Source organism: Rhizobium sp. FKL33 (assembly GCF_005222915.1).
Lineage (GTDB): Bacteria > Pseudomonadota > Alphaproteobacteria > Rhizobiales > Rhizobiaceae > Rhizobium_E.
The window spans coordinates 124,130-143,863 of the sequence record NZ_STFX01000015.1; the positions used below are offsets into that span (position 1 = coordinate 124,130).

The following is a 19,734-nucleotide window of genomic DNA, read 5'->3' on the forward strand; positions in this document are numbered from 1 at the left end:
GGAGAAAACGGCCGCGGAAAACAGCATGCGCTTGATCGTCACGAGGGATCTCCAGCTCTCTTGCGTCATCGGAGGATGACACAGTTTTCTGCTATTGCAACTTATTCGCAATAAGGAAGCGAGAAAAAGGCGCTTTTGCGGCGGAGCCCTGCGTCTTGGCGGAGTTCAGGGGGAGGCGGGCGTGAACCAGGCGTAGCCGATGTGGTAGCGGTCGTCAGCGCGGCCGTAGAGGAACGGCGTCGCGGCCTGCCGGGGCGAGAAGGGCAAGGGCGCCAGCAATGGCTGGCTTGCGCGCCACGTCGCCAGTTCCTCCGGGAGGGCAGGATCGGCCTTTCCTCTGTTGCGCCAGACCATCAACACCGGGCCCTTCGGCGCGGCGACCTCTTGGGCGGCAAAGGCGGAAAAGCCGGGCATGACGACGGGAACGCCCTTGATGTCGAAGCGCAGATTGCCGGCGAGCTGCTGGTCATTGGTCACGATCAGCGCCGGCCGTTGAGTTGACGTCCCGAGGATTGCTGCGCTCGCCGCCTCATAGGGCACGTTGAGTTTCTCATAGGCGCCGAGAGCGCCGAGGATCGGGATGCGCAGGCCGAGCGCGGTGGGGATCAGCGCCATGATGGCGAGCCCGATCAGAACCATCCGGCGCGCGCCTGCGCGATCCAGGAGGGCGCTCTTGTCCAGCTTGAGCGCAAGATAGAGCGGCAGCAGGAAGAGCAGGGGCGTCAGCCAGCGATCCTTGATGTTCTCCGCGCCGGCAAACAGTACCAGCGCCGCGATCAGCAGCAGGAAGGCTGCGAACAGCTTTTCCATGAACCGCGCCCAATCCGACGATGCGTCCATCGCCCGCCACAAGCTCATCCTGAAGGCGGCAAAGAAGAGAAGCAGGGTGACGGCGCTGAAGCCGATAACGGCGCCGACCAGCGAGGCCAGGCCCTCGGCCACCTGGCTCAACCAGGGTTCTCCGGCCTCCGCCATCATCTTGCCCATGGTGCGCTCGGTCGCCAGACCGAGATTGTCCTTGAGCCAGAGCGCATGCGGCGCGACAATCATCAGCGCGATGCCGATGGTGAAGAGAAGTCTTGCATCCAGCACCCGGCGGCGCATGTCCCGGTCCGTCAGCATCACCAGCATGGTCGCCACGGGCATCAGCGTGAAATTGTATTTGGACAGCGCCCCGCAGCCGATCGCGACGCCGGTCAGCGCATAGCCGATCCAGTCGGGCTTCTCGACCGTCCGCGTCAGCGCAAAGATGAACAGGCTCGAGGAAAACAGCACCGCTACCGTATGCGTCAGATCGCGCTGCGCCTCGAAGCCGATCTGCGGAATGGTGAGGAGACCAAGCGTGGCGACGACAACCAGGATCGGGTTCGCAATGAGCCGCCGGGCCGTCAGCGCATAGAAGAGATAGGTGAGAAAGAGCAGCGCGTTCTTGGTGAGCGTCAGCGCCAGCACGGACGGCCCGATCAGGGCGAAGACGCCATATTGCAGCCAGTTATAGAGCGGCGGCTGGCTGTCATAGCCCGCCGCCAGCCATTGGCTGAAGAACATTTGCTGCGCCTCGTCGAGCTCCAGCGAAGCCGGAAGCATCAGCCGGACCGCGGCATTGACGAGAAAATAGCCCGCGAAGAGCAGGACCAGATGGCTGAAACGGCGCTCCAGCCAGTCGAGCATCAGACTTTGTCCGAGCCGAAAATCTCACGGACGGCGTAATGCTGCGTCCCTGTGTTGGAGCGCGCCATGAATTCCGCGAGAATGCCGGTGGTGATCGCCTGAACCGAGCCCATGAACAGCATCACGGCGATCAGCAGCAGCGGCCGCGTGCCGATATCTTCGCCGAGCGCGAATTTCACGAAAGCGAGATAGGCGAAGATCAGGAAGCTCAATCCGCCGAAAGCGAGCCCGATCGAACCGAAGAAATGGCCGGGCCGGGCGCGGAAGCGCATGAAGAACAAGACGGCGAGCAGATCGAGGATCACCCGGAAGGTGCGGGAAATGCCGTATTTGGACTGGCCGAACTGGCGGGCGTGGTGATTGACCACGACTTCGCCGATGCGCGAATGCGGCGCCACGCTGGCGACCCAGGCTGGAATGAAGCGGTGCATGCCGCCGATGATGCGAACCTGCTTGAGGATCTTGGAGCGATAGATCTTCAGCGAGCAGCCGTAGTCATGGATCTTCACGCCGGTGATCTTGCCGATCAGGTAATTGGCGCACCAGGAAGGGATCTTGCGCAGCACCAGCCCGTCCTGGCGGCTCTTGCGCCAGCCCGACAGCAGGTCGAGATCGCGCGCTTCCAGCATGTCGATCATCATGGGAATGTCGACGGGGTCGTTCTGCAGGTCGCCGTCGAGCGTGGCGATCAGTCGTCCGCGCGAGGCGTCGATGCCGGCCTGCAGCGCCGAGGCCTGGCCGAAATTGCGCTGCAATTCGACGATCTTCAGCGTCAGGCCGTCGCGTCCCAGCGCCTTGCGGGCGTTCGTGAGCGTGCCGTCGGTGCTGCCGTCGTCGACCAGGATCAGCTCCCAGGCTTTGTTGAAGTCCTTGAGACCGAAGAGGACGCGGTCGATCATCGGTGCGATATTGTCTTCCTCGTTATAGACGGGGATGACGACCGACAGCTCGATCTCGGGCTGGGCCTCGATCGGGGTCTGGGTGGCTGCGGCATTGAGCACGATGGAACGCTCCGATTGGGTCTGGCTTTGCTGGCGCCTCTGTTATATCAGCGGCCCGGAGGGCGCAACCGCCCGACTTCGATGGATTGCGCATGGCTGACGATGCCAGACGAGGGGCCGGATGGTCCAGACACGGCGTGGCGCTCATCGCCGGCGCCTGCGTGCTGGCCTACGCGGTCTTCATTCAGGTCTATTTCGGCTGGAGCGTCGTGCTCGCCAACTGGGCCGACATCGGCGCGCCGACCATCCTCGCCTCCATCCTCGCGCTGGTCGGCACGCAGTTCATCCGCACGCATCGAATGGCCAGCTATTTTCCCGACCTGTCCAGAGGCTCCTTTCTACAGCTCTACCGCCTCACGCAGATCCACAATCTCCTCAATATCATGCTGCCCTTTCGCAGCGGCGAGGTTTCCTTCCCGGTGCTGATGCGCGCGGAGTTCGGCCTGCCGGTCATGCGCGGCGCCTCCGCGCTCGTTGTTCTCCGGCTGCTCGACCTGCATGCGCTGACGCTGGCCGCGGGGCTGGCGCTTGTGGCCAAGGCCGGGTTTTCTTTCCTCGCCTGGGCCCTCTGGACGGTGTTTCTGCTTCTGCCGCTTCTGTTTTTCCCGATCAGTCGGCGTCTGGTCGGCTGGCTGCAGAGCCGCGCTCCCAAGAGATTGGCGGACAAGCTTGCCCAAGTGGCGGACGGACTGCCCGCGCATCTGCCGGCTTTTTTGCTCGCCTGGGCGCTGACGGTCCTCAACTGGCTGATCAAGGTCGCGGCCTTGGGCCTGTCGCTGTCGATGATGGGCGTTGCGCCGCTCGCGGCTGCATTCGGCGGCGCGGTCGGCGGCGAACTCTCCTCCGTGCTGCCGTTCCACGCCCCCGCCGGCGTCGGCACCTATCCCGCAGGCATCGCGGCGGGCGCTGTCGCTTTCGGCGCGGCGAGATCCGGTGCGGGCTTTTCGGATCTGCTGCAGGCGGCGGTCAACGGCCATCTGCTGATCGTCGTCTCGGCTTTGGCGGCGACCGCTCTGGCCTTGCCGCTGTCCTCCCGCAAAAGGTCTTCCGAGGGCTGAGAAAGATTCCGTTTCCAGCCGGTTGCGCTTTTGTCGGACTGACTGTATAAGCCGCCCGTCCGAACGGTCCGGCAGGGCATGCCGTGGCCGTTCTTTACGCTTGAAACGGGCCTCATCAGCCGGTTTCACAAAAACCAGAACAATGGAGTAGCAAAATGCCCAAGATGAAGACGAAGTCTGCCGCCAAGAAGCGGTTCAAGATCACCGCGACCGGCAAGGTCAAGGCCGCCGCCGCCGGCAAGCGCCACGGCATGATCAAGCGTTCCAACAAGTTCATTCGCGACGCCCGCGGCACCATGGTTCTGGCTGAACCCGATGGCCGCAAGGTGATCAAGAACTACCTGCCGAATGGTCTCTGAGACTAAGAAGCCGCGAAAAAGAACACTAAGGAGATCATGACATGGCACGTGTAAAGAGAGGCGTTACCGCCCACGCCAAGCACAAGAAGGTTCTGAAGGCCGCCAAGGGCTTTTACGGCCGTCGCAAGAACACCATCCGCGCCGCCAAGGCTGCCGTCGATCGCTCGATGCAGTACGCCACGCGCGACCGCAAGGCCAAGAAGCGCAATTTCCGCGCTCTGTGGATCCAGCGCATCAACGCCGCTGTCCGCGAGCACGGCCTGACCTATGGCCGCTTCATCGACGGCCTCAACAAGGCTGGCATCGAAGTCGACCGCAAGGTCCTGTCCAACATGGCGATCACCCAGGCTGAAGCCTTCGGCGCGCTCGTCGAAGCCTCCAAGAAGGCTCTCGGCTACCTGAAGGACGCCGGCACCGCCAACGAGTTTGAAAGCGTCGTCCGTTAAGGTCAGCGCTTCCCAAGACTGTGGAATTATGGGAAACCCGCGCTGGCACGGCTGGCGCGGGTTTTTCTTGTCCGCCTGATATCATCCGCAAATCTTACGAGCGACACATGTCCGATCTCGATCAGTTGAAGACCACCATTCTCGAGGAAATCGCCGGCGCGGCGGACGAAGCGGCGATTGAGGCCGTTCGCGTCAATGCGCTCGGCAAGAAGGGTTCGATCTCGGAACTCCTGAAGACGCTGGGCGCCATGAGCCCGGAAGAACGCCAGACGCGCGGCGCGGCGATCAACGTCATCAAGGCCGAGGTGACCAACGCGATCACTGAACGCAAGACGCTGCTGCGCGACCAGGCGATCAACGAGCGCCTCGCCCGCGAAACCGTCGACGTGACGCTGCCGGTTCGCTCGTCCCCGGCCGAGCGCGGCCGCATCCATCCGATCACCCAGATCATCGACGAGATCACCGCGATCTTCGGCGATATGGGCTTCTCAATCGCCGAAGGTCCGGATATCGAAACCGACTATTACAATTTCACGGCGCTGAATTTCCCCGTCGGCCATCCGGCGCGCGAAATGCACGACACCTTCTTCCTGCCGCCCGACGCAAACGGCGAGCGCAAGGTGCTGCGCACCCACACCTCGCCGGTGCAGGTGCGCACCATGGAAAGCCAGAAGCCGCCGATCCGCATTATCATTCCCGGCAAGACCTACCGGCAGGATTCCGACGCCACCCATTCGCCGATGTTCCATCAGGTCGAAGGCCTGGTGATCGACAAGACGGCCAATGTCGCCAATATGCGCTGGGTGCTGGAAGAGTTTTGCAAGGCCTTCTTCGAAGTGCCCTCGGTCAATATGCGCTTCCGCCCGTCCTTTTTCCCCTTCACCGAACCGTCGGTCGAAGTCGATATCCAGTGCGATCGCTCCGGCGACGTGGTGAAGTTCGGCGAAGGCAATGACTGGATGGAAATCCTCGGCTGCGGCATGGTGCATCCCAATGTGCTGCGCGCCGGCGGCCTCGATCCCGACGAATATCAGGGTTTTGCCTGGGGCATGGGGCTCGACCGCATCGCCATGCTGAAATACGGCATGCCCGACCTGCGCGATTTCTTCAACGCCGATGTCAGGTGGATGAACCATTACGGCTTCCGCCCGCTCGACCTGCCGACGCTGTTCGGCGGCCTGAGCGCATAAAGGAGGATTAGACGATGAAATTCACACTCTCCTGGTTGAAAGATCACCTCGACACCGACGCCTCGCTCGACGCCATCTGCGAGCGCTTGACGCTGATCGGCCTCGAAGTCGAAAGCGTCGACGACAAGGCCTCCTTCAAGCCCTTCGTGATCGCCAAGATCCTCACGGCTGACAAGCATCCGCAGGCCGACAAGCTCAAGGTTCTCTCCGTCGACACCGGCGCGGGCAAGCCCGTGCAGGTGGTCTGCGGTGCGCCCAACGCCCGCGCCGGCCTGATCGGCGCTTTCGCCGCCCCGGGAACCTATGTGCCCGGCATCGACGTGACGCTGTCGGTCGGCAATATCCGCGGCGTCGAAAGCCATGGCATGATGTGCTCGGAAAAGGAGTTGGAGATTTCCGACGACCATAACGGCATCATCGACCTGCCCGAGGACGCCCCCGTCGGCGCCTCTTTCGCGAGTTATTACGGCATTGACGATCCGGTCATCGAGATCAATCTGACGCCGAACCGCCCCGATTGCACCAGCGTCTATGGCATTGCCCGCGATCTCGCCGCCTCGGGTCTCGGAACGCTCAAGGCTCCGAACACGCCTGAGCTGTCGATTTCGGGCGAGACGCCTGTCAACGTCACGCTCGCTTTCGACGGCGAAGACAAGGCGCTCTGCCCCGGCTTCGCGCTGCGCCTTGTGCGCGGCGTCAAGAACGGCCCGAGCCCGGCCTGGATGCAGAAGCGCCTGCGCGCCATCGGTCTGCGCCCCATCAACGCGCTGGTCGACGTCACCAATTATCTGACCTTCGATCAGGGCCGGCCGCTGCATGTCTTCGACGCCGCCAAGGTCAAGGGTGACCTGACCGTGCGCCGCGCCGTGGACGGTGAAAAGGTGCTGGCGCTCGACGGCAAGGAATACACACTGTCGCCGGCCAATGTCGTCATCTCCGACGATAACGGCGTGGAATCGATCGGCGGGATCATGGGCGGCGAGCTCTCGGGCTGCGACGAGAACACCACCGACGTGCTGATCGAATCGGCGCTGTGGAGCCCGCTCAACATCGCCCGCACCGGCCGCTCGCTCGGCATCATCACCGATGCGCGCTACCGCTTCGAACGCGGCGTCGACCCGGAATATATGGTTTCCGGTCTCGACCGCGCCACCGAACTGGTTCTGGAGCTTTGCGGCGGCGCGCCTGCGGAAGCAAGGGTGGTCGGCTATGAGGGCTACGAGCCCCGTCGCGTCTCGTTCCCGCTCAGCGAAGTCAAGCGCCTGACCGGCATCGAGGTCAGCCGCGCTGAAAGTCTCGCCATTCTTGAGCGTCTCGGTTTCGGCGTCGAAGGCGAGGGCGAAGCCGTGAACGTGTCCGTTCCCTCCTGGCGTCCTGACGTCGACGGCAAGGCCGATCTCGTGGAAGAGATCATGCGCATGCATGGCATCAACGAGGTCAAGCCGCAGCCCTTGCCGCGCCTCACCGAGGTCAACACCCGCATCCTCACCACGCTGCAGATCCGCACGCGTCTCGCCAAGCGGGCGCTCGCGAGCCGCGGCATGCTGGAAGCCGTCACCTGGTCCTTCATCCCGGCTGAGCAGGCTGCCCTCTTCGGCGGCGGCGCGCCGGCGCTGAAGCTCGAAAACCCGATTGCTGCGGATATGTCGGACATGCGTCCGTCGCTTCTGCCCGGCCTCCTGACCGCCGCCCAGCGCAATGCCGACAAGGGCTATGGCGATGTCGCCGTCTTCGAAGTCTCCGGCGCCTATGAGGACGACACGCCTTCGGGCCAGCGCCGCATGGCCGCCGGCATTCGTCGCGGCACGGCGACGCTGAATGGCGCCGGTCGCCTCTGGTCCAACAAGGACAAGGGCGGCGGCAAGCCCGTCGACGTGTTCGACGCCAAGGCCGATGCGCTGGCGGTGCTCGAGGCCTGCGGCTTCCCGACCGCCAATCTGCAGATCGAACAGGGCGGTCCCGCCTGGTTCCATCCCGGCCGTTCCGGCACGATCAAGATGGGTCCGAAACTGGTTATCGGCCATTTCGGCGAATTCCATCCCAAGACGCTGGAAGCCATGGATGTGTCGGGCGCGCTCTGCGGCTTCGAACTGTCGCTCGACAAGCTGCCGGACCCGAAGAAGAAGGCCACCCGCACCAAGCCGGTGCTCGGCCTTTCGCCCTTCCAGGCTGTCAAGCGCGACTACGCCTTCGTGGTCGACAAGACGGTCGACGCCGCCTCCATCCTGAAGGCAGCCCAAAGCGCCGATCGCAAGCTGATCACCGGCGTCTCGGTGTTCGACGTCTTCGAGGGCGCCTCCCTCGGCGACGGCAAGAAGTCGATCGCCATCGAAGTGTCGATCCAGCCGGTCGACAAGACGCTGACGGACGAGGATTTCGAGGCGTTGTCGCAGCGCATCGTCGCCAATGTCGAAAAGAACACCGGCGGCAGCCTGCGCGGCTGATCGACTGATAAGTGCAGACATGGCAAAGGGGCGGTTTTCCGCCCCTTTCTTCGTTTATGACAAGGTCTTGGCTATCGGTCTCAAGCGCTCCGGAAGACGTGCGAACATCACGACATTTCCGGTCAGAGTCAGCAGCAGGCCTGCTACCCCCATGGGCGTCCAGTGATAGTCTTCGTAAATGCTCGACAGGCTGAGCGCCACGACCGGAAACAGCACGGTGGCGTAGGCGGCTTTCTGTGACCCGATCCGCGACACCAGGGTCAGATAGGTGGTGAAGGCGACCACGGAGCCAATGGCGGCGAGATAGAAAAGCGCCGCGAGGTAGGTCATGTCGGTCGGCGCAACCATCGGCGCGCCCGTGACGGCGATCAGGAGAAGAAGCGCAGTCGAGCCATAGGTCATGCCCCAGGCATTGGCGATGACGGGTTTGATGCCGGCGGCGCTGTTGCGGCGAGAGGCCATGTTGCCGAACGAAAAGAACAGCGTGCCCAAAGCGGCGAGACCAATGCCTTTCCAGCTCTCCGGCTTCACCGCGAGAAAAATGTCCGGCCCGAACAGCAAGCACAAGCCAAGCGCGCCCAAGGCGGCGGCGAGAAGCGTGCGTGGGTGGATCCTGTCGCCAAAGAAGATCCGCGCATTGACCGCATTGTAGATCGTGGCGAGCGAGAAGACGACGGAGATCAGTCCTGACGGCACATAGGCCGCCGCGTGATAGAAGCACAGGAAATTGCAGCAAAACAGCGACAGCGCCTGGATCAGGAGGAAGGGTTGCTGCTTCAGAGGCGGCGCTTTCATCTTTCCGGTGATCAGGAGAAAGCCGACCAGGATCAACGCCGCGAGCGCAAACCGATAAAACACCGACACCAACACCGGCACGGGTCCGATCTGCAGCGATATGGCGATCCAGGTGGTGCCCCAGATCAGCACGGTGGATGAAAACAGCAGGAAATTGGTCACGGTCACTCCGGATCTTTGCGTTTATGCGAGAGACATTGCCGGTCGTTTTCTGCCGCTTCTTGCAGGATCTTGCGGTGAAATCGGCTGCGCACTGATTGGGGACCAGTTTGTCCATGGCGGTTCGCGGTTATTGCGCTAGAATGGCGGCATTGTTTCCAGAGCTGGGCCATGCTGCAGACTATATCCGTTTTCGACACACTGTCCGCCTCGACGCGCGCCGAGCGCCTCGAGGTTCTCGACCTTGGCGAGGGCAGGGCAAGCGCGATCTGGCGAAACAGTCATGACCGGATGCGCTACGAACGCCCGGATGGGCATACATTCAGTTGCTATCTGCAGGGCGGCGCCGGCACCCGCCGCCTCGACGCTGGCTCTATCGCTGGTTGGCCGGGGGCGTTATGCCTTATGCCGCAGGGGGCGTCGTCCGAATGGGAGATCACGGATCAGTTCGAATTCGTGCATCTCTATGTGTCGGATGTGGAGCTGCGCCGGCTGTTTGCCGAAACCTTCGATCGCGACGCCCGGTTGATGCAGCTGCCCGAGGCGACATTCGCCAGCGTTCCCTGCCTATCCGAAGCCCTTGTCGAGGTGGCCCGCGCTACGGTTTCGGGCGACCTGTTGCGGGCCGATGCAGCGACCGCCGAGGCTGTCGGCCAACTGTTCGCCAATCCGCATTATGGCGGCCAATCATCTGTCACCTTGAAGGGCGGCCTGTCGCCCAATATCAGGCGGAGGCTGCTCGACTTCATCGAAGCTTCGCTTGCCGATTCCATCAGCCTTCGCGATCTCGGCTGCGTCGCAGGTCTCAGCGAGTTCCATCTGCAGCGCATGTTTCGGATGACGTGCGGAGTCTCTCCCCACGTTTTCATCCTCAATCGGCGCATTGCCAGGGCAAAGCGGATGTTGGCCGGCTCAGATCCGATCGCCCAGATCGCGCCCGCCTGCGGCTTCAGTAGCCAGAGCCATCTCAACCGTATGTTCAAGACGATCACCGGCGCCACGCCGATGGCATGGCGACGGGCGCTCACGGCCTCTCGGTAAAGCGCTGCGCTCAGCGCCCGGCCATCCTGGCCATCGCCTCGCTGTAGCGCGCGCCAGCGACCTTGTCGGGCGAGACGATCGAACCCAGCGTCGCGAGATCCTGAGGGGTCAGCGTAATTGCTGCGGCGGCGATATTGCTTTCAAGATTGGCGATCTTGGTGGTGCCGGGGATCGGCACGATGAAGTCGCCCTGCGCCAGAACCCAGGCGAGCGCCAATTGACCTGCCGTCACGCCCTTCTCCGCCGCCATGGTTTCCAGCGCCTCCACAAGCGCGAGATTGGCGTCGAAATTCGCCTGGTCGAAACGCGGCAGGCCGCGGCGGAAATCATTGGCGCCGAGCTTGGAGAGATCCTTCAAGGCGCCTGTCAGCATGCCCCGGCCGAGCGGCGAGAAGGGCACGAAGCCGATGCCGAGCTTGCGGCAGGCGTCGAACACGCCATTGGTCTCGGGATCTCGCGTCCAGAGAGAATATTCGCTCTGGATAGCGGCGATCGGATGGACGGCATGGGCGCGCCGCAGCGTCGCCGCGCTGGCTTCCGAAAGACCGAGGGTCCGCACCTTGCCCTCTTTCACGAGACCCGCCATGGCGCCGACGGTCTCTTCGATCGGCACATCGGGATCGACGCGGTGCTGGTAGAACAGATCGATGACCTCGACGCCGAGCCGCTTGAGCGATGCTTCCGCCACTGCGCGCAAATGTTCCGGCCGGCTGTCGAGACCCGAGGGTCTTGCCGCCTTGGCCTCGTCGCCGATGGTGAAGCCGAACTTCGTGGCGATCGCCACTTTGTCGCGGTGCCTGCGCAGACCCTGTCCGACCAGGACCTCATTGGTGAAGGGGCCATAGACTTCGGCCGTGTCGAAGAAGGTGACGCCGAGCTCGACGGCGCGGTCGAACAGAGCCTGGGCGGCCTTCTCGTCGACATCAGAGCCATAGGCATGGCTCATGCCCATGCAGCCGAGGCCGAGAGCAGAAACACGGAGGCCGGAGCCGAGCGAACGGGTTTTCATGGACGTCTCCAGAGGTGAATGGAATCAACACTCCTACAATAACCGCGCATCATGGTCGCGATAAGCCGTGCAATTCACGCCGCCTTGTTCTATTATTTAGAACAATGAACCGGATCCAGCTCTCACAACTCGCTGTTCTCGCCGCCGTCGCCGAAGGCGGCGGCTTTCGCCGCGCCGCCCGCGAACTCGGTGTGGCCCCCTCCGCCGTCAGCCATGCGGTCTCGGCGCTGGAGGAGAGCTTGGGAATCCGGCTTCTCGCCCGCACCACCCGCAGCGTCGCGCCGACTGAGGAGGGGCGACGGCTGCTCGAATCCCTCAAGCCGGCCTTGGGCGAGATCGGCGCGGCGCTCGATGCGCTGGTCGAGAACCGCGACCGTCCGGCCGGCCCCTTGCGCATCACCATGCCTAGACTGGCCTGCGAGCATCTGGTGGCGCCGCGTCTTGGGGACTTCATCGCGCTTTACCCCGAGATCGAGCTGGAGATTGTCACACGAGATCAGTTCGAGGACATTGTCGCCCAGGGGTTCGACGCGGGTCTCAGATTGGGAGAACATCTCGAAGCCGATATGATTGCTGTCGGGGCAAGCCCGCTCTGGCGTGCTTCGGTGGTCGCTGCGCCCTCTTATTTTCAGGATCGGCCGCTGCCCCGGCATCCCCGCGATCTGCTCGATCATCGCTGCATCCGCCGCCGCTTTTCGAGCGGCTCGATCTATCGCTGGGAGTTCGAAAAGGACGGCAAGGCGCTCGCCGCCGATATATCGGGTCCGCTGATCCTGCCCGAAGATCGGCTCATTCTCGTCGCCTGCCTTGCCGGCGCGGGCCTCGCCCAGCTGTTCGATGCGCGCGTCGACGACTATGTGAGGGAGGGCCGCCTCATCCGGGTGCTGGAGGACTGGTGTCCGCCTTTCGACGGTTTCTATATCTATTATCCCAGCCGCCGGCAGATGCGTCCGGCGCTCCGGGCCTTCGTCGATTTTTTCAAGTTTCAGTAGCGAGCGACGAGAGGTTTGCGGGCGCCGCGGATCGGCGGCAGGCCCGGCTCCACCCAATTGCTCGGCGGATGCGTAAGCGCTGCCGGCGCGGCTGGGGCTTCGAGATCGTTGAGCCACAGCCAGGCCAGCATGCAGAACCAGGCGTCCTCGAGCGCGCCGTGCTGCTTGCCGCGGGCGGAGAGGCCCATATGCTCGAGAACCTTGTCGAGCCCGCCCGGGCGCTGATGCTTGCGCTTATAGGCCTTGAGCGTGCAGTCGAAGCGTGACGCGGGCAGCTCATACCCCGCCATGCGAAATTCTGTTCTCAGGAAACGCTCGTCGAAGGCGGCATTGTGGGCGAGCACCTGATCCGCCTCGGTGAAGGCGGGAAGAATCTCTTCGGCATGGACGGCAAAACGCGGCTGGCTGGTCAGCACCCAGTCCTGATAGCCATGCACGGCGGCGGCAAAGGGATTGCTGGGCCGGCCGGGATTAAAGATCAGATGGCTCAGTTGAACCGCGTCGCGCCCGTCCTTGAGCGCGTCGAGATCGAGCGCGACCATGCCGAGCGTGATCACCCGGTCGTCATAGGTGAGACCCGTAGTTTCCGTATCGACGAATAGCAGCCGGCTCATGCGCCGATCCGCATGCGGTAGCGTACATGGCCATCGGTCTTGACATAGGAGTCGTAGAGCTTGCGGGCGGTGGCGTTGCCTTCATCCGTATGCCAGTAGAGCCGCGCCCAGCCCTTGTTCTTGCAGATGCCGATCAGGTCGTCGATCAACGCCCGGCCGACGCCACGCCCCCGAAAGCGGGAGTCGAGATAGAGATCTTCGAGATAGCAGTCCTCATCCGCCACCCAGGTGGAGGGGTGATGCAGGTGGATAGCGAAACCGGCCGCCTCGCCATCGACAAAGGCCAGCCGCATCGACACGGGCGAGCCCGGATCGAGAATGCGCCGCCAGGTGCTGTCGGTCACCTCGGGCGCGAGATCCACTTTGTAGAAGGCGAGATAGCCCGCCCAGAGCTGTCTCCAGGCGGCTTCGTCTGTTGCGGTGGCGGTGCGGATCGTCGGCTCGGTCATATCGTGTCCTCTTGGGACCGGTCTAATCCCGGCCCGCTCGATCCGCAAGCGGCTGGATCAGCAAAGATCGATCGAGGTTCCCACCATGCCGAGATGCAGTTGCGAACCGCTCCAGGGATGGGCGTCGCAGACCGCTTCATCCAGTTCCACGCCGAGGCCCGGCTCGCTGGAGGGGATGACATAACCCTCTTCGACCACGATCTTCTTCTTGAGCAGCGTCTCGTGGAAGCCGTCGAAGGTCTTGATCGCCTCGAGGATGAGGAAATTCGGCAGCGTCAGCGCGAGCTGGATATTGGCGGCCGCGACGATCGGGCCGCAATAGCAATGCGGCGCCACCTGAATGTGATAAGCCTCGGCCATCGCCGCGATCTTCTTGGTTTCGAGAATGCCGCCGGAGCGGCCGAGATTGGGCTGCAGGATGGAGGCGGCGCGATGTTCGATCACGCGGGCGAATTCCCATTTCGTTGTCAGCCGCTCGCCGGTCGCGACCGGAATGGAGGTGCCGCGCGCCACCTGCGCCATGACTTCGGGCATGTCAGGCGGCACCGGCTCCTCGAACCACAGCGGATCGTATTTTTCGAGCGCGCGGGCCATGCGCAGCGCGCCCGAAGCGGTGAATTGTCCATGTGTGCCGAACAGGATGTCGGCCTTCGCGCCCACCGCCTCGCGCACGGCTTTCACCATGCGTTCGGAGAGATCGATGTCGATGAGCCGCGGTTGGTGGCCGTCATAGATCGTATAGGGGCCGGCGGGATCGAATTTCAGCGCCGTGAAGCCTTCCTTCACATATTCCAGCGCGGTCGCGGCGGCGATATCCGGATCGTTATAGACATTCTTGCCTTCGATCTCGGCCGGCACGACCGAGCCCGATTTCGGATAGAGATAGGTATAGGTGCGGATGCGTTCATGCACCCGGCCGCCCAGCAGCTTGTGCACCGGCTTGCCGGCTTCCTTGCCGATAATGTCCCAGCAGGCCATTTCCAGCGCTGAGACGCAGCCCATCATGCTGAGATCGGGCCGCTGCGAGAAGCCGGAGGAATAGGCGTTGCGGAAGAAGGTCTCGATGTCGTGCGGATCGCGGCCGACGAGATAGCGCGCGGCGACGTCCTCGATCAGCTTGGCGGTCAGATGCGGATCGAAGTTGGCGTTATAGGCCTCGCCATAACCGACGACATTGCCGTCGGTGACGAGCTTGACGAAGATGAAATAGCGTCCGCCCGCGCCCGGCGGCGGATTGCCTACGACCCAGGTCTTGACGTCGGTGATTTTCATGGCGTTCCCTCACGACTGGTTTGCGCCCTTGTATACCAGTTTTGCGTCACGGGCCTGCGCAGGCGCGTCAGGATCGAGGCGGAAATGGAACCGGTCTGTGCATAAGACCGTCAGAGACTTGAACCGAAGCGCCGCTTGCGGCTTCCATCAGGGCAAAGGGAGTGGATGATGAACGACACCGGCATCAAGCTCGAAGACAGCTGGCGCGCCGCCTTGGCGGCAGAGTTTTCAAGCCCCTATATGGCCAGCCTCAAGGCCTTCCTGCAGGCGGAGAAGAGCGCGGGTAAGACCATCTTCCCGAAAGGGGCGGAGTATTTCCGCGCGCTCGATCTGACGCCGCTTGGTCAGGTGAAAGTGGTGATCCTGGGGCAGGACCCCTATCACGGCGATGGCCAGGCGCATGGCCTGTGCTTCTCCGTCCGTCCCGATATCCGCATTCCGCCGTCGCTCGTGAACATTTACAAGGAGATGCAGAGTGATCTCGGCATTTCCCCCGCCCGCCACGGCTATCTGGAGCATTGGGCGCGTCAAGGGGTGTTGCTGCTGAATTCAGTGTTGACGGTCGAGCGCTCGCTCGCCGCCTCGCATCAGGGCAAGGGCTGGGAGAAATTCACCGACGCCGTCATCGCCCGGGTCAACGAGCAGGACACGCCTGTCGTCTTCATGCTTTGGGGCGCCTACGCCCAGCGCAAGGCAGCCTTTGTCGATCAGTCCCGGCATCTGGTGCTGAAGGCGCCGCATCCCTCGCCGCTGTCGGCCCATAACGGCTTTTTCGGCAGCAAGCCTTTCTCCCGCGCCAATGCCTTTCTCGAAGAAAAGGGCTTGGGCGCGATCGACTGGCGACTGCCGGAGAGAGCCGAGATCACAACGTGACGGTATAGCGGTAGAAGGCGTCGCGCTTGTTGTAGCTGTCATAGAGCTTCTGGGCCGTGACATTGTCCTCAGCCGTGATCCAGTAGACCGACACCCAGTCCTTCTCCTTGCCGAGCGCAACGAGATCGTCGAGCAAAGCCTTGCCGACGCCTAGGCCGCGCGCCTCGGGGCTCACGAACAGGTCTTCGAGATAGCAGGTCGGCCTGACATCCCAGGTGGTCAGATGCGTGTGATGATGGGCAAAGCCGAGCACGACGCCATCCTTCACCGCCAGCCGTGCGGTCAGCAGGTTCATCGGATCGAGGATCCGGGCCCAGGTCGCCTGCGTCACCTCGTCCGTCAGGCTGGTCTTATAGAAGGTCAGATAACCCTGCCAGAGCGGCAGCCAGCCGTCAAAATCCTCAGCCGTCGCATTGCGGATCTCCAGCGCCATCTCAGAACTGCTCCTTCAGCCTGGCGAGCAGTTCGGAGAGAAGCCGGTCCGTCGCCTCTAAAGAGCCGGTTTCGACATAGATGCGCATCTCCGGCGCATTGCCCGACTGACGGAAATGCACGGTGTCGCCGTTTTCGAACGCCATCCGCACGCCGTCGAGCGTCGAGATCTCTGTCGGGGTCGCGATGCGCGCGTCGAACCCGGCGCGAAACTCCGCCGAGGTCTCCACCGAGGTCAGGAATGCCTTGCCCTTGTCGGGCGCGACCTCCTTGACGCGATCCGCCTTCATGAAGCGCGGCGGCAGCGTCGCCGCCAAGGCCGACAGGCTGCGTCCCTCGTTTTTGGCGAGCACCAGCGCCGCCACCGCCGGCAGGATCGCGTCGCGCGTCGGCAATTTGCCGAGCACGCCGCCTGCGAGCGCCACGTCGTCGCCGAGCAGAAAACCGCCATTGGCCTCAAAGCCCACGACCGGATGGCTGGTTGCCTTGGCCATGCCGGCCACTACAAAGGGCGAGCCGATACGGGTGCGGTCGACCGTTTCGAACCAGCCCGATTGCTCGACGGCGCTGGTCGAGGAAAGCGGCGTCACCACCGTCTTCGCCTTGATGAGTTTCGCTGTCAGCACGCCCAGCACGTCGCCATTGATCTGCCGTCCTTCGTCGTCGATCACCAGCGGCCGGTCGCCATCGCCGTCGGTGGAGATCACGCCGTCGAGACCGTGCTCCGCAATCAGCGCCCGCGCCCGCGCCACGTCGTCAGGATCGAGCGCCTCGGTGTCGACCGCGACGAAATGATCCATCCGCCGGAAGGCATGCACCTCCGCTCCCAGTTTTTCCAGGATCGCGACCGTCAGATCGCGACCCACGGCGGAATGCAGATCGACGCCGATCTTGAGGCCGGACAGGGCCTGGGGGCCAAAGGCGGCTGCATAGCGGGCGATGTAATCCTCGGCTGCGGCGGCGAAGGCTTCGCCGGGCGCCGACGGCGCGATCTCGCTGCCTTCCGCCATAATGGCCTCGGCCCGTTCACGCACCGGCGCTTCGTCCTCTTTCAGGAATTCGCCGTCGGGTCGGTAGAATTTGATGCCGTTATAGGCTTCGGGAATATGGCTGCCGGTGATCATGATCGCCGGAGCCTTCCGCGCCATGGCGTAGGCCGCGACCGCAGGCGTCGGCACATTGCCGGCCCAGGCGGCGGTCCAGCCCATGGCCTTGATCGCGGCCAGGCATTGGCCGGCGATGCGCGGGCTCGATTCGCGGAGATCGGCGGCCACATAGGCCGTCTTGTCGGCTGTTTCGCCGGCGACGCGCTCCAGGAAAGCCGAAATATAGGCGGTGCAGAGTAGGGGAGTAAAATCGACTGCAGGGCCTCTGAGCCCCGATGTTCCAAATGCCGCCGCCACGATGCGCTCCTCTGATGACAACCTCTCCGTTCCTGCTTAGCGCAAATCCGCGTCCAGTCAATTTGTCGCGCGCTGCAGGAGGGATTTGCTTCCGTCAGGGTAAAAATGCGCGCGAAAAATCGTTGAAGTTCCTGCGGCGCATTGCTATGACGATGGCGCGCCTGCGGATGTCGGCGTCGTGGGGTCATAGCTCAGCTGGGAGAGCGCTACGTTCGCAATGTAGAGGTCGGGAGTTCGATCCTCCCTGGCTCCACCATGTTTTTATCTCATATGTAATATATCAATTGACAGGCGTCTTACGCCCGAAAAATGCGTTTCGACGCGGCGGCCCTGACGTGGATAAATTCGAGGCGCGATCATAATGTTTAGCCTCGGCATTTAAACTTGCGGCCTGCGTTGAGCCTTCGATTTGGAAATGCCCAAAGTCAGGACTGCAATTGACGCGATTACAATCCACATAAGGGTATTCGGAGTGACGTTGAGCAGGTAGAGGATGACGTCCCGCCAGTTCGGGTTGATCTGATATTCCGTATAAAACACCGTGTCGCTGAATTCGCAGCGGGTGTAGGAAGAACCGAGAAGCACCATGTGCTGGTCCAGTTCGCCAACCAGCCCCAAGGCGGCCTTCCTGGCGCCGTCAATCGTGGCGAGTTCATCGAGGATCGCCTTGAGACTGGCCATATCGGCATGCGCGCATGCATTCATCGGGCTTGCTTCATCCGTGAGGCTGCCCGGCAACAACTCCCACAAACAGTTTGCCGACTGTATCTCGTTGTAGAGAAGCAGCGCCTTCAGATGTTCGTTCCGATCCGGAATCTGTCGCGCCAGATCGAGAATCCGATCGCGGAAAGGGGCAATCGCAATCATGGCGCCGTGATCTATGGCGGCGATCTCGAAGCCTTTGGCCTTGTCTTTGGGGATGGCGATGTCATGCGCCAATGCGAAACCCGATGAGCTACCGAGCGCGATAGCCAATAAGGCCGCAAGCATCTGTAGCCAGCTTCTCATCCATCGACCGACCGAATTCATCGCCAGGCTCCCTGGTCCAGACCGCATCATCATATCCTCGGCGTGGACAGAAGCCAAAGGCCTAGAAAGGTGAAGGCGATCATGAGAACAGCCATCGGAACTTCAAGCCGGAACACTTTTTCCGGTCGCTCGATCTGTTCCGACACCATGCCATGCGCCATGACGACCCCGACAACGTGACCCAGGGTTACGATCGCCACCTGTGCGCTGAAGAGCATGCGGACGGCGTCGAAGTCGTTGAGGAAAGACAGGGTCACATGATGGTCCTTCATACCCAGCCAGTCTTGCCCGAGAGCAAAGGGATCGCTCGTTGCAACGGCGAGATCCTGCAGTCCTACAAGCGCCACCGTCAAATAGTGCGACATCTGAAACGCCAGCGATATCGGCAGGATGGAATAGATCATCCGTCCGGCGATGTCGTGATTGGAGCCCGTCTGCGCCAGAGCCCGTCCGAGAGCCACGGTAGCATAATAGACGACTGCGAACAGGACGAAACTCGCGACCAATCCCGAGGTCGACGACAGGACGACGGAACTGCGCCCCTGAAAGTCGAGAGGATTGACGCCAATGGCGCCGAACCACAAAAATGTGTTGGAGAACCCATCGAAAGAGACGGTCGACAAGGTCAGGAGGACGAATAGGACTTTCGAGGCAGGAAGCGGCGGCTGCGCATAGAGCGCATGGCCGGGCCAGCCCAGCCGCGGACGGCGCCGATAGGTGGAGACCCGTTCCCAACCGAGAGGGGAAAGACCGCCGATCAGGCGGAAGAAAATGGAGAAAGGCTCGCCCCGGTTGGCCCACTCCTCCGCTCCGAAGGTGATCATGGCGACAAAATTGACGGTCCAGTAGGCAATGACTGCAACCGCCAGCCGACGCGGATCTTCGGGGGCGGCATCGACAAGCTCGAACCAGGCGAAGGCGTAGAATTGAGCAATGGCGGGAAATGCGCCGAGCCAGCCGGGCAGGGAAATTCGCGCGCGCGCTCCGAGATCGCGACCGGTCAGTTTTCCGAGCAGCAGGAGCGGACCTGTCCACGGATTGAGCCCATTCCAGAGCGGGCCGACCACGCCGTGCAAAATGACGAGGACCACCCAAAAACCGGTCCATATGAAGTGGGGCAGCGGATTGAGGGTGGGATCGGGAGACCCCGCCAGACCCGCTACCACCATGAAGCACAAAATCGCAAAAGAAAGCAGGCTGCTCTGGGCGTCCGAAGGCATCGGCAGCGCCGGAAGGCGCAGGGTGGTCTGGTGCAACCGTTGCGCCCACCTGTTGGGAAGCAGGGAAACCAGCAGAAAACTCGCGGCGACGGCGGCGCAGCCGGCAATGATGTAATAGCCAGTGGGAAGCAGCAGGACGATGCCGCCTTCCGCGCTGTGTGCGAGGGCCGGGCTGGTCAGCCCGAAATGCGACGCGGCGGTCCAAAGTGCGAGAGCGCACAGTCTTTTCATCGCATGGTTCCGATCACGGCTACGGGATGACATTGCCCCTGCTCGG

General features: G+C 62.7%; 19 protein-coding genes and 1 tRNA gene. 9 read left to right on the forward strand and 11 right to left on the reverse strand.

What is annotated here, in order from left to right; translation table 11 throughout:
- Positions 1–165 precede the first annotated feature (165 nt).
- On the reverse strand, positions 166–1,671 hold the full coding sequence (locus E8Q41_RS09550; protein ID WP_137155303.1) for a glycosyltransferase family 39 protein: 1,506 nt from the start codon (positions 1,669–1,671) through the stop codon (positions 166–168).
- Positions 1,671–2,672, reverse strand: coding sequence for a glycosyltransferase family 2 protein (locus E8Q41_RS09555; protein ID WP_246660141.1), 1,002 nt, complete (start codon positions 2,670–2,672; stop codon positions 1,671–1,673). Before E8Q41_RS09555 ends, E8Q41_RS09550 begins: the two co-directional genes overlap by 1 nt.
- Before the next feature lie 92 nt (positions 2,673–2,764).
- On the opposite strand from E8Q41_RS09555, the gene E8Q41_RS09560 reads away from it, so the two are divergent.
- The 5 genes from E8Q41_RS09560 (at position 2,765) to pheT (ending at position 8,169) form a co-directional block, all read left to right on the forward strand.
- The gene (locus E8Q41_RS09560; protein WP_137155305.1) at positions 2,765–3,730 is read left to right on the forward strand and encodes a lysylphosphatidylglycerol synthase domain-containing protein; all 966 of its coding nucleotides are present in this window, start codon (positions 2,765–2,767) and stop codon (positions 3,728–3,730) included.
- 155 nt (positions 3,731–3,885) lie between these two features.
- Entirely contained in the window at positions 3,886–4,089 is a 204-nt protein-coding gene (rpmI, locus tag E8Q41_RS09565; RefSeq protein ID WP_137155306.1) for a 50S ribosomal protein L35, read from the forward strand.
- A 41-nt stretch (positions 4,090–4,130) separates the two neighbouring features.
- Positions 4,131–4,535, forward strand: coding sequence for a 50S ribosomal protein L20 (gene rplT, locus E8Q41_RS09570; RefSeq protein WP_137155307.1), 405 nt, complete (start codon positions 4,131–4,133; stop codon positions 4,533–4,535).
- 107 nt (positions 4,536–4,642) lie between these two features.
- Positions 4,643–5,725 (forward strand): phenylalanine--tRNA ligase subunit alpha, encoded by a 1,083-nt coding sequence (gene pheS / locus E8Q41_RS09575; protein ID WP_137155308.1) that lies wholly within the window; start codon positions 4,643–4,645, stop codon positions 5,723–5,725.
- A 14-nt stretch (positions 5,726–5,739) separates the two neighbouring features.
- The gene (gene pheT / locus E8Q41_RS09580) at positions 5,740–8,169 is read left to right on the forward strand and encodes a phenylalanine--tRNA ligase subunit beta (protein WP_137155309.1); all 2,430 of its coding nucleotides are present in this window, start codon (positions 5,740–5,742) and stop codon (positions 8,167–8,169) included.
- A gap of 54 nt (positions 8,170–8,223) precedes the next feature.
- Here pheT and E8Q41_RS09585 read toward each other — a convergent pair whose 3' ends face one another.
- A complete protein-coding gene (locus E8Q41_RS09585) occupies positions 8,224–9,126 on the reverse strand; it encodes a DMT family transporter (protein WP_137155310.1) in 903 nt (300 codons plus the stop codon).
- A 288-nt stretch (positions 9,127–9,414) separates the two neighbouring features.
- On the opposite strand from E8Q41_RS09585, the gene E8Q41_RS09590 reads away from it, so the two are divergent.
- Positions 9,415–10,164 carry an AraC family transcriptional regulator gene (locus tag E8Q41_RS09590; protein WP_170976430.1) on the forward strand — a complete coding sequence of 250 codons (750 nt, stop codon included), beginning with the start codon at positions 9,415–9,417 and terminating at the stop codon, positions 10,162–10,164.
- A gap of 10 nt (positions 10,165–10,174) precedes the next feature.
- On the opposite strand, the gene E8Q41_RS09595 is transcribed toward E8Q41_RS09590, so the two are convergent.
- Positions 10,175–11,173 (reverse strand): aldo/keto reductase, encoded by a 999-nt coding sequence (locus tag E8Q41_RS09595; protein ID WP_137155312.1) that lies wholly within the window; start codon positions 11,171–11,173, stop codon positions 10,175–10,177.
- 104 nt (positions 11,174–11,277) lie between these two features.
- Here E8Q41_RS09595 and E8Q41_RS09600 point away from each other — a divergent pair, with 104 nt between their 5' ends.
- Positions 11,278–12,165: a LysR family transcriptional regulator gene (locus tag E8Q41_RS09600; protein WP_137155313.1), complete on the forward strand. Its 888-nt coding sequence runs from the start codon at positions 11,278–11,280 to the stop codon at positions 12,163–12,165.
- Here the strand turns inward: E8Q41_RS09600 and E8Q41_RS09605 are convergent.
- The 3 genes from E8Q41_RS09605 to E8Q41_RS09615 are packed head-to-tail and all read right to left on the reverse strand — an operon-like array spanning position 12,159 to position 14,500.
- Positions 12,159–12,779 (reverse strand): 3'-5' exonuclease, encoded by a 621-nt coding sequence (locus E8Q41_RS09605; RefSeq protein WP_137155314.1) that lies wholly within the window; start codon positions 12,777–12,779, stop codon positions 12,159–12,161. The genes E8Q41_RS09600 and E8Q41_RS09605 overlap by 7 nt on opposite strands.
- Entirely contained in the window at positions 12,776–13,228 is a 453-nt protein-coding gene (locus tag E8Q41_RS09610; RefSeq protein ID WP_137155315.1) for a GNAT family N-acetyltransferase, read from the reverse strand. The genes E8Q41_RS09605 and E8Q41_RS09610 overlap by 4 nt, the downstream gene beginning before the upstream one ends.
- A gap of 57 nt (positions 13,229–13,285) precedes the next feature.
- Positions 13,286–14,500 (reverse strand): mandelate racemase/muconate lactonizing enzyme family protein, encoded by a 1,215-nt coding sequence (locus E8Q41_RS09615; protein WP_137155316.1) that lies wholly within the window; start codon positions 14,498–14,500, stop codon positions 13,286–13,288.
- 168 nt (positions 14,501–14,668) lie between these two features.
- Between E8Q41_RS09615 and ung the strand changes: the two genes are divergently transcribed.
- A complete protein-coding gene (ung, locus tag E8Q41_RS09620; protein ID WP_137155317.1) occupies positions 14,669–15,373 on the forward strand; it encodes a uracil-DNA glycosylase in 705 nt (234 codons plus the stop codon).
- Here the strand turns inward: ung and E8Q41_RS09625 are convergent.
- Both E8Q41_RS09625 and E8Q41_RS09630 read right to left on the reverse strand, forming a co-directional pair.
- Positions 15,363–15,806 (reverse strand): GNAT family N-acetyltransferase, encoded by a 444-nt coding sequence (locus tag E8Q41_RS09625; protein ID WP_137155318.1) that lies wholly within the window; start codon positions 15,804–15,806, stop codon positions 15,363–15,365. The genes ung and E8Q41_RS09625 overlap by 11 nt on opposite strands.
- Position 15,807: 1 nt before the next feature.
- Positions 15,808–17,208 (reverse strand): phosphomannomutase, encoded by a 1,401-nt coding sequence (locus E8Q41_RS09630; protein WP_137155319.1) that lies wholly within the window; start codon positions 17,206–17,208, stop codon positions 15,808–15,810.
- A gap of 180 nt (positions 17,209–17,388) precedes the next feature.
- On the opposite strand from E8Q41_RS09630, the gene E8Q41_RS09635 reads away from it, so the two are divergent.
- Positions 17,389–17,464: transfer RNA gene (locus tag E8Q41_RS09635), tRNA-Ala, on the forward strand.
- Between the two features lie 122 nt (positions 17,465–17,586).
- Here the strand turns inward: E8Q41_RS09635 and E8Q41_RS09640 are convergent.
- Together E8Q41_RS09640 and E8Q41_RS09645 are read right to left on the reverse strand one after the other, a co-directional pair.
- Positions 17,587–18,237 carry a hypothetical protein gene (locus tag E8Q41_RS09640; RefSeq protein ID WP_137155320.1) on the reverse strand — a complete coding sequence of 217 codons (651 nt, stop codon included), beginning with the start codon at positions 18,235–18,237 and terminating at the stop codon, positions 17,587–17,589.
- Between the two features lie 29 nt (positions 18,238–18,266).
- On the reverse strand, positions 18,267–19,688 hold the full coding sequence (locus tag E8Q41_RS09645) for a hypothetical protein (RefSeq protein WP_137155321.1): 1,422 nt from the start codon (positions 19,686–19,688) through the stop codon (positions 18,267–18,269).
- Between the last annotated feature and the right edge of the window lie 46 nt (positions 19,689–19,734).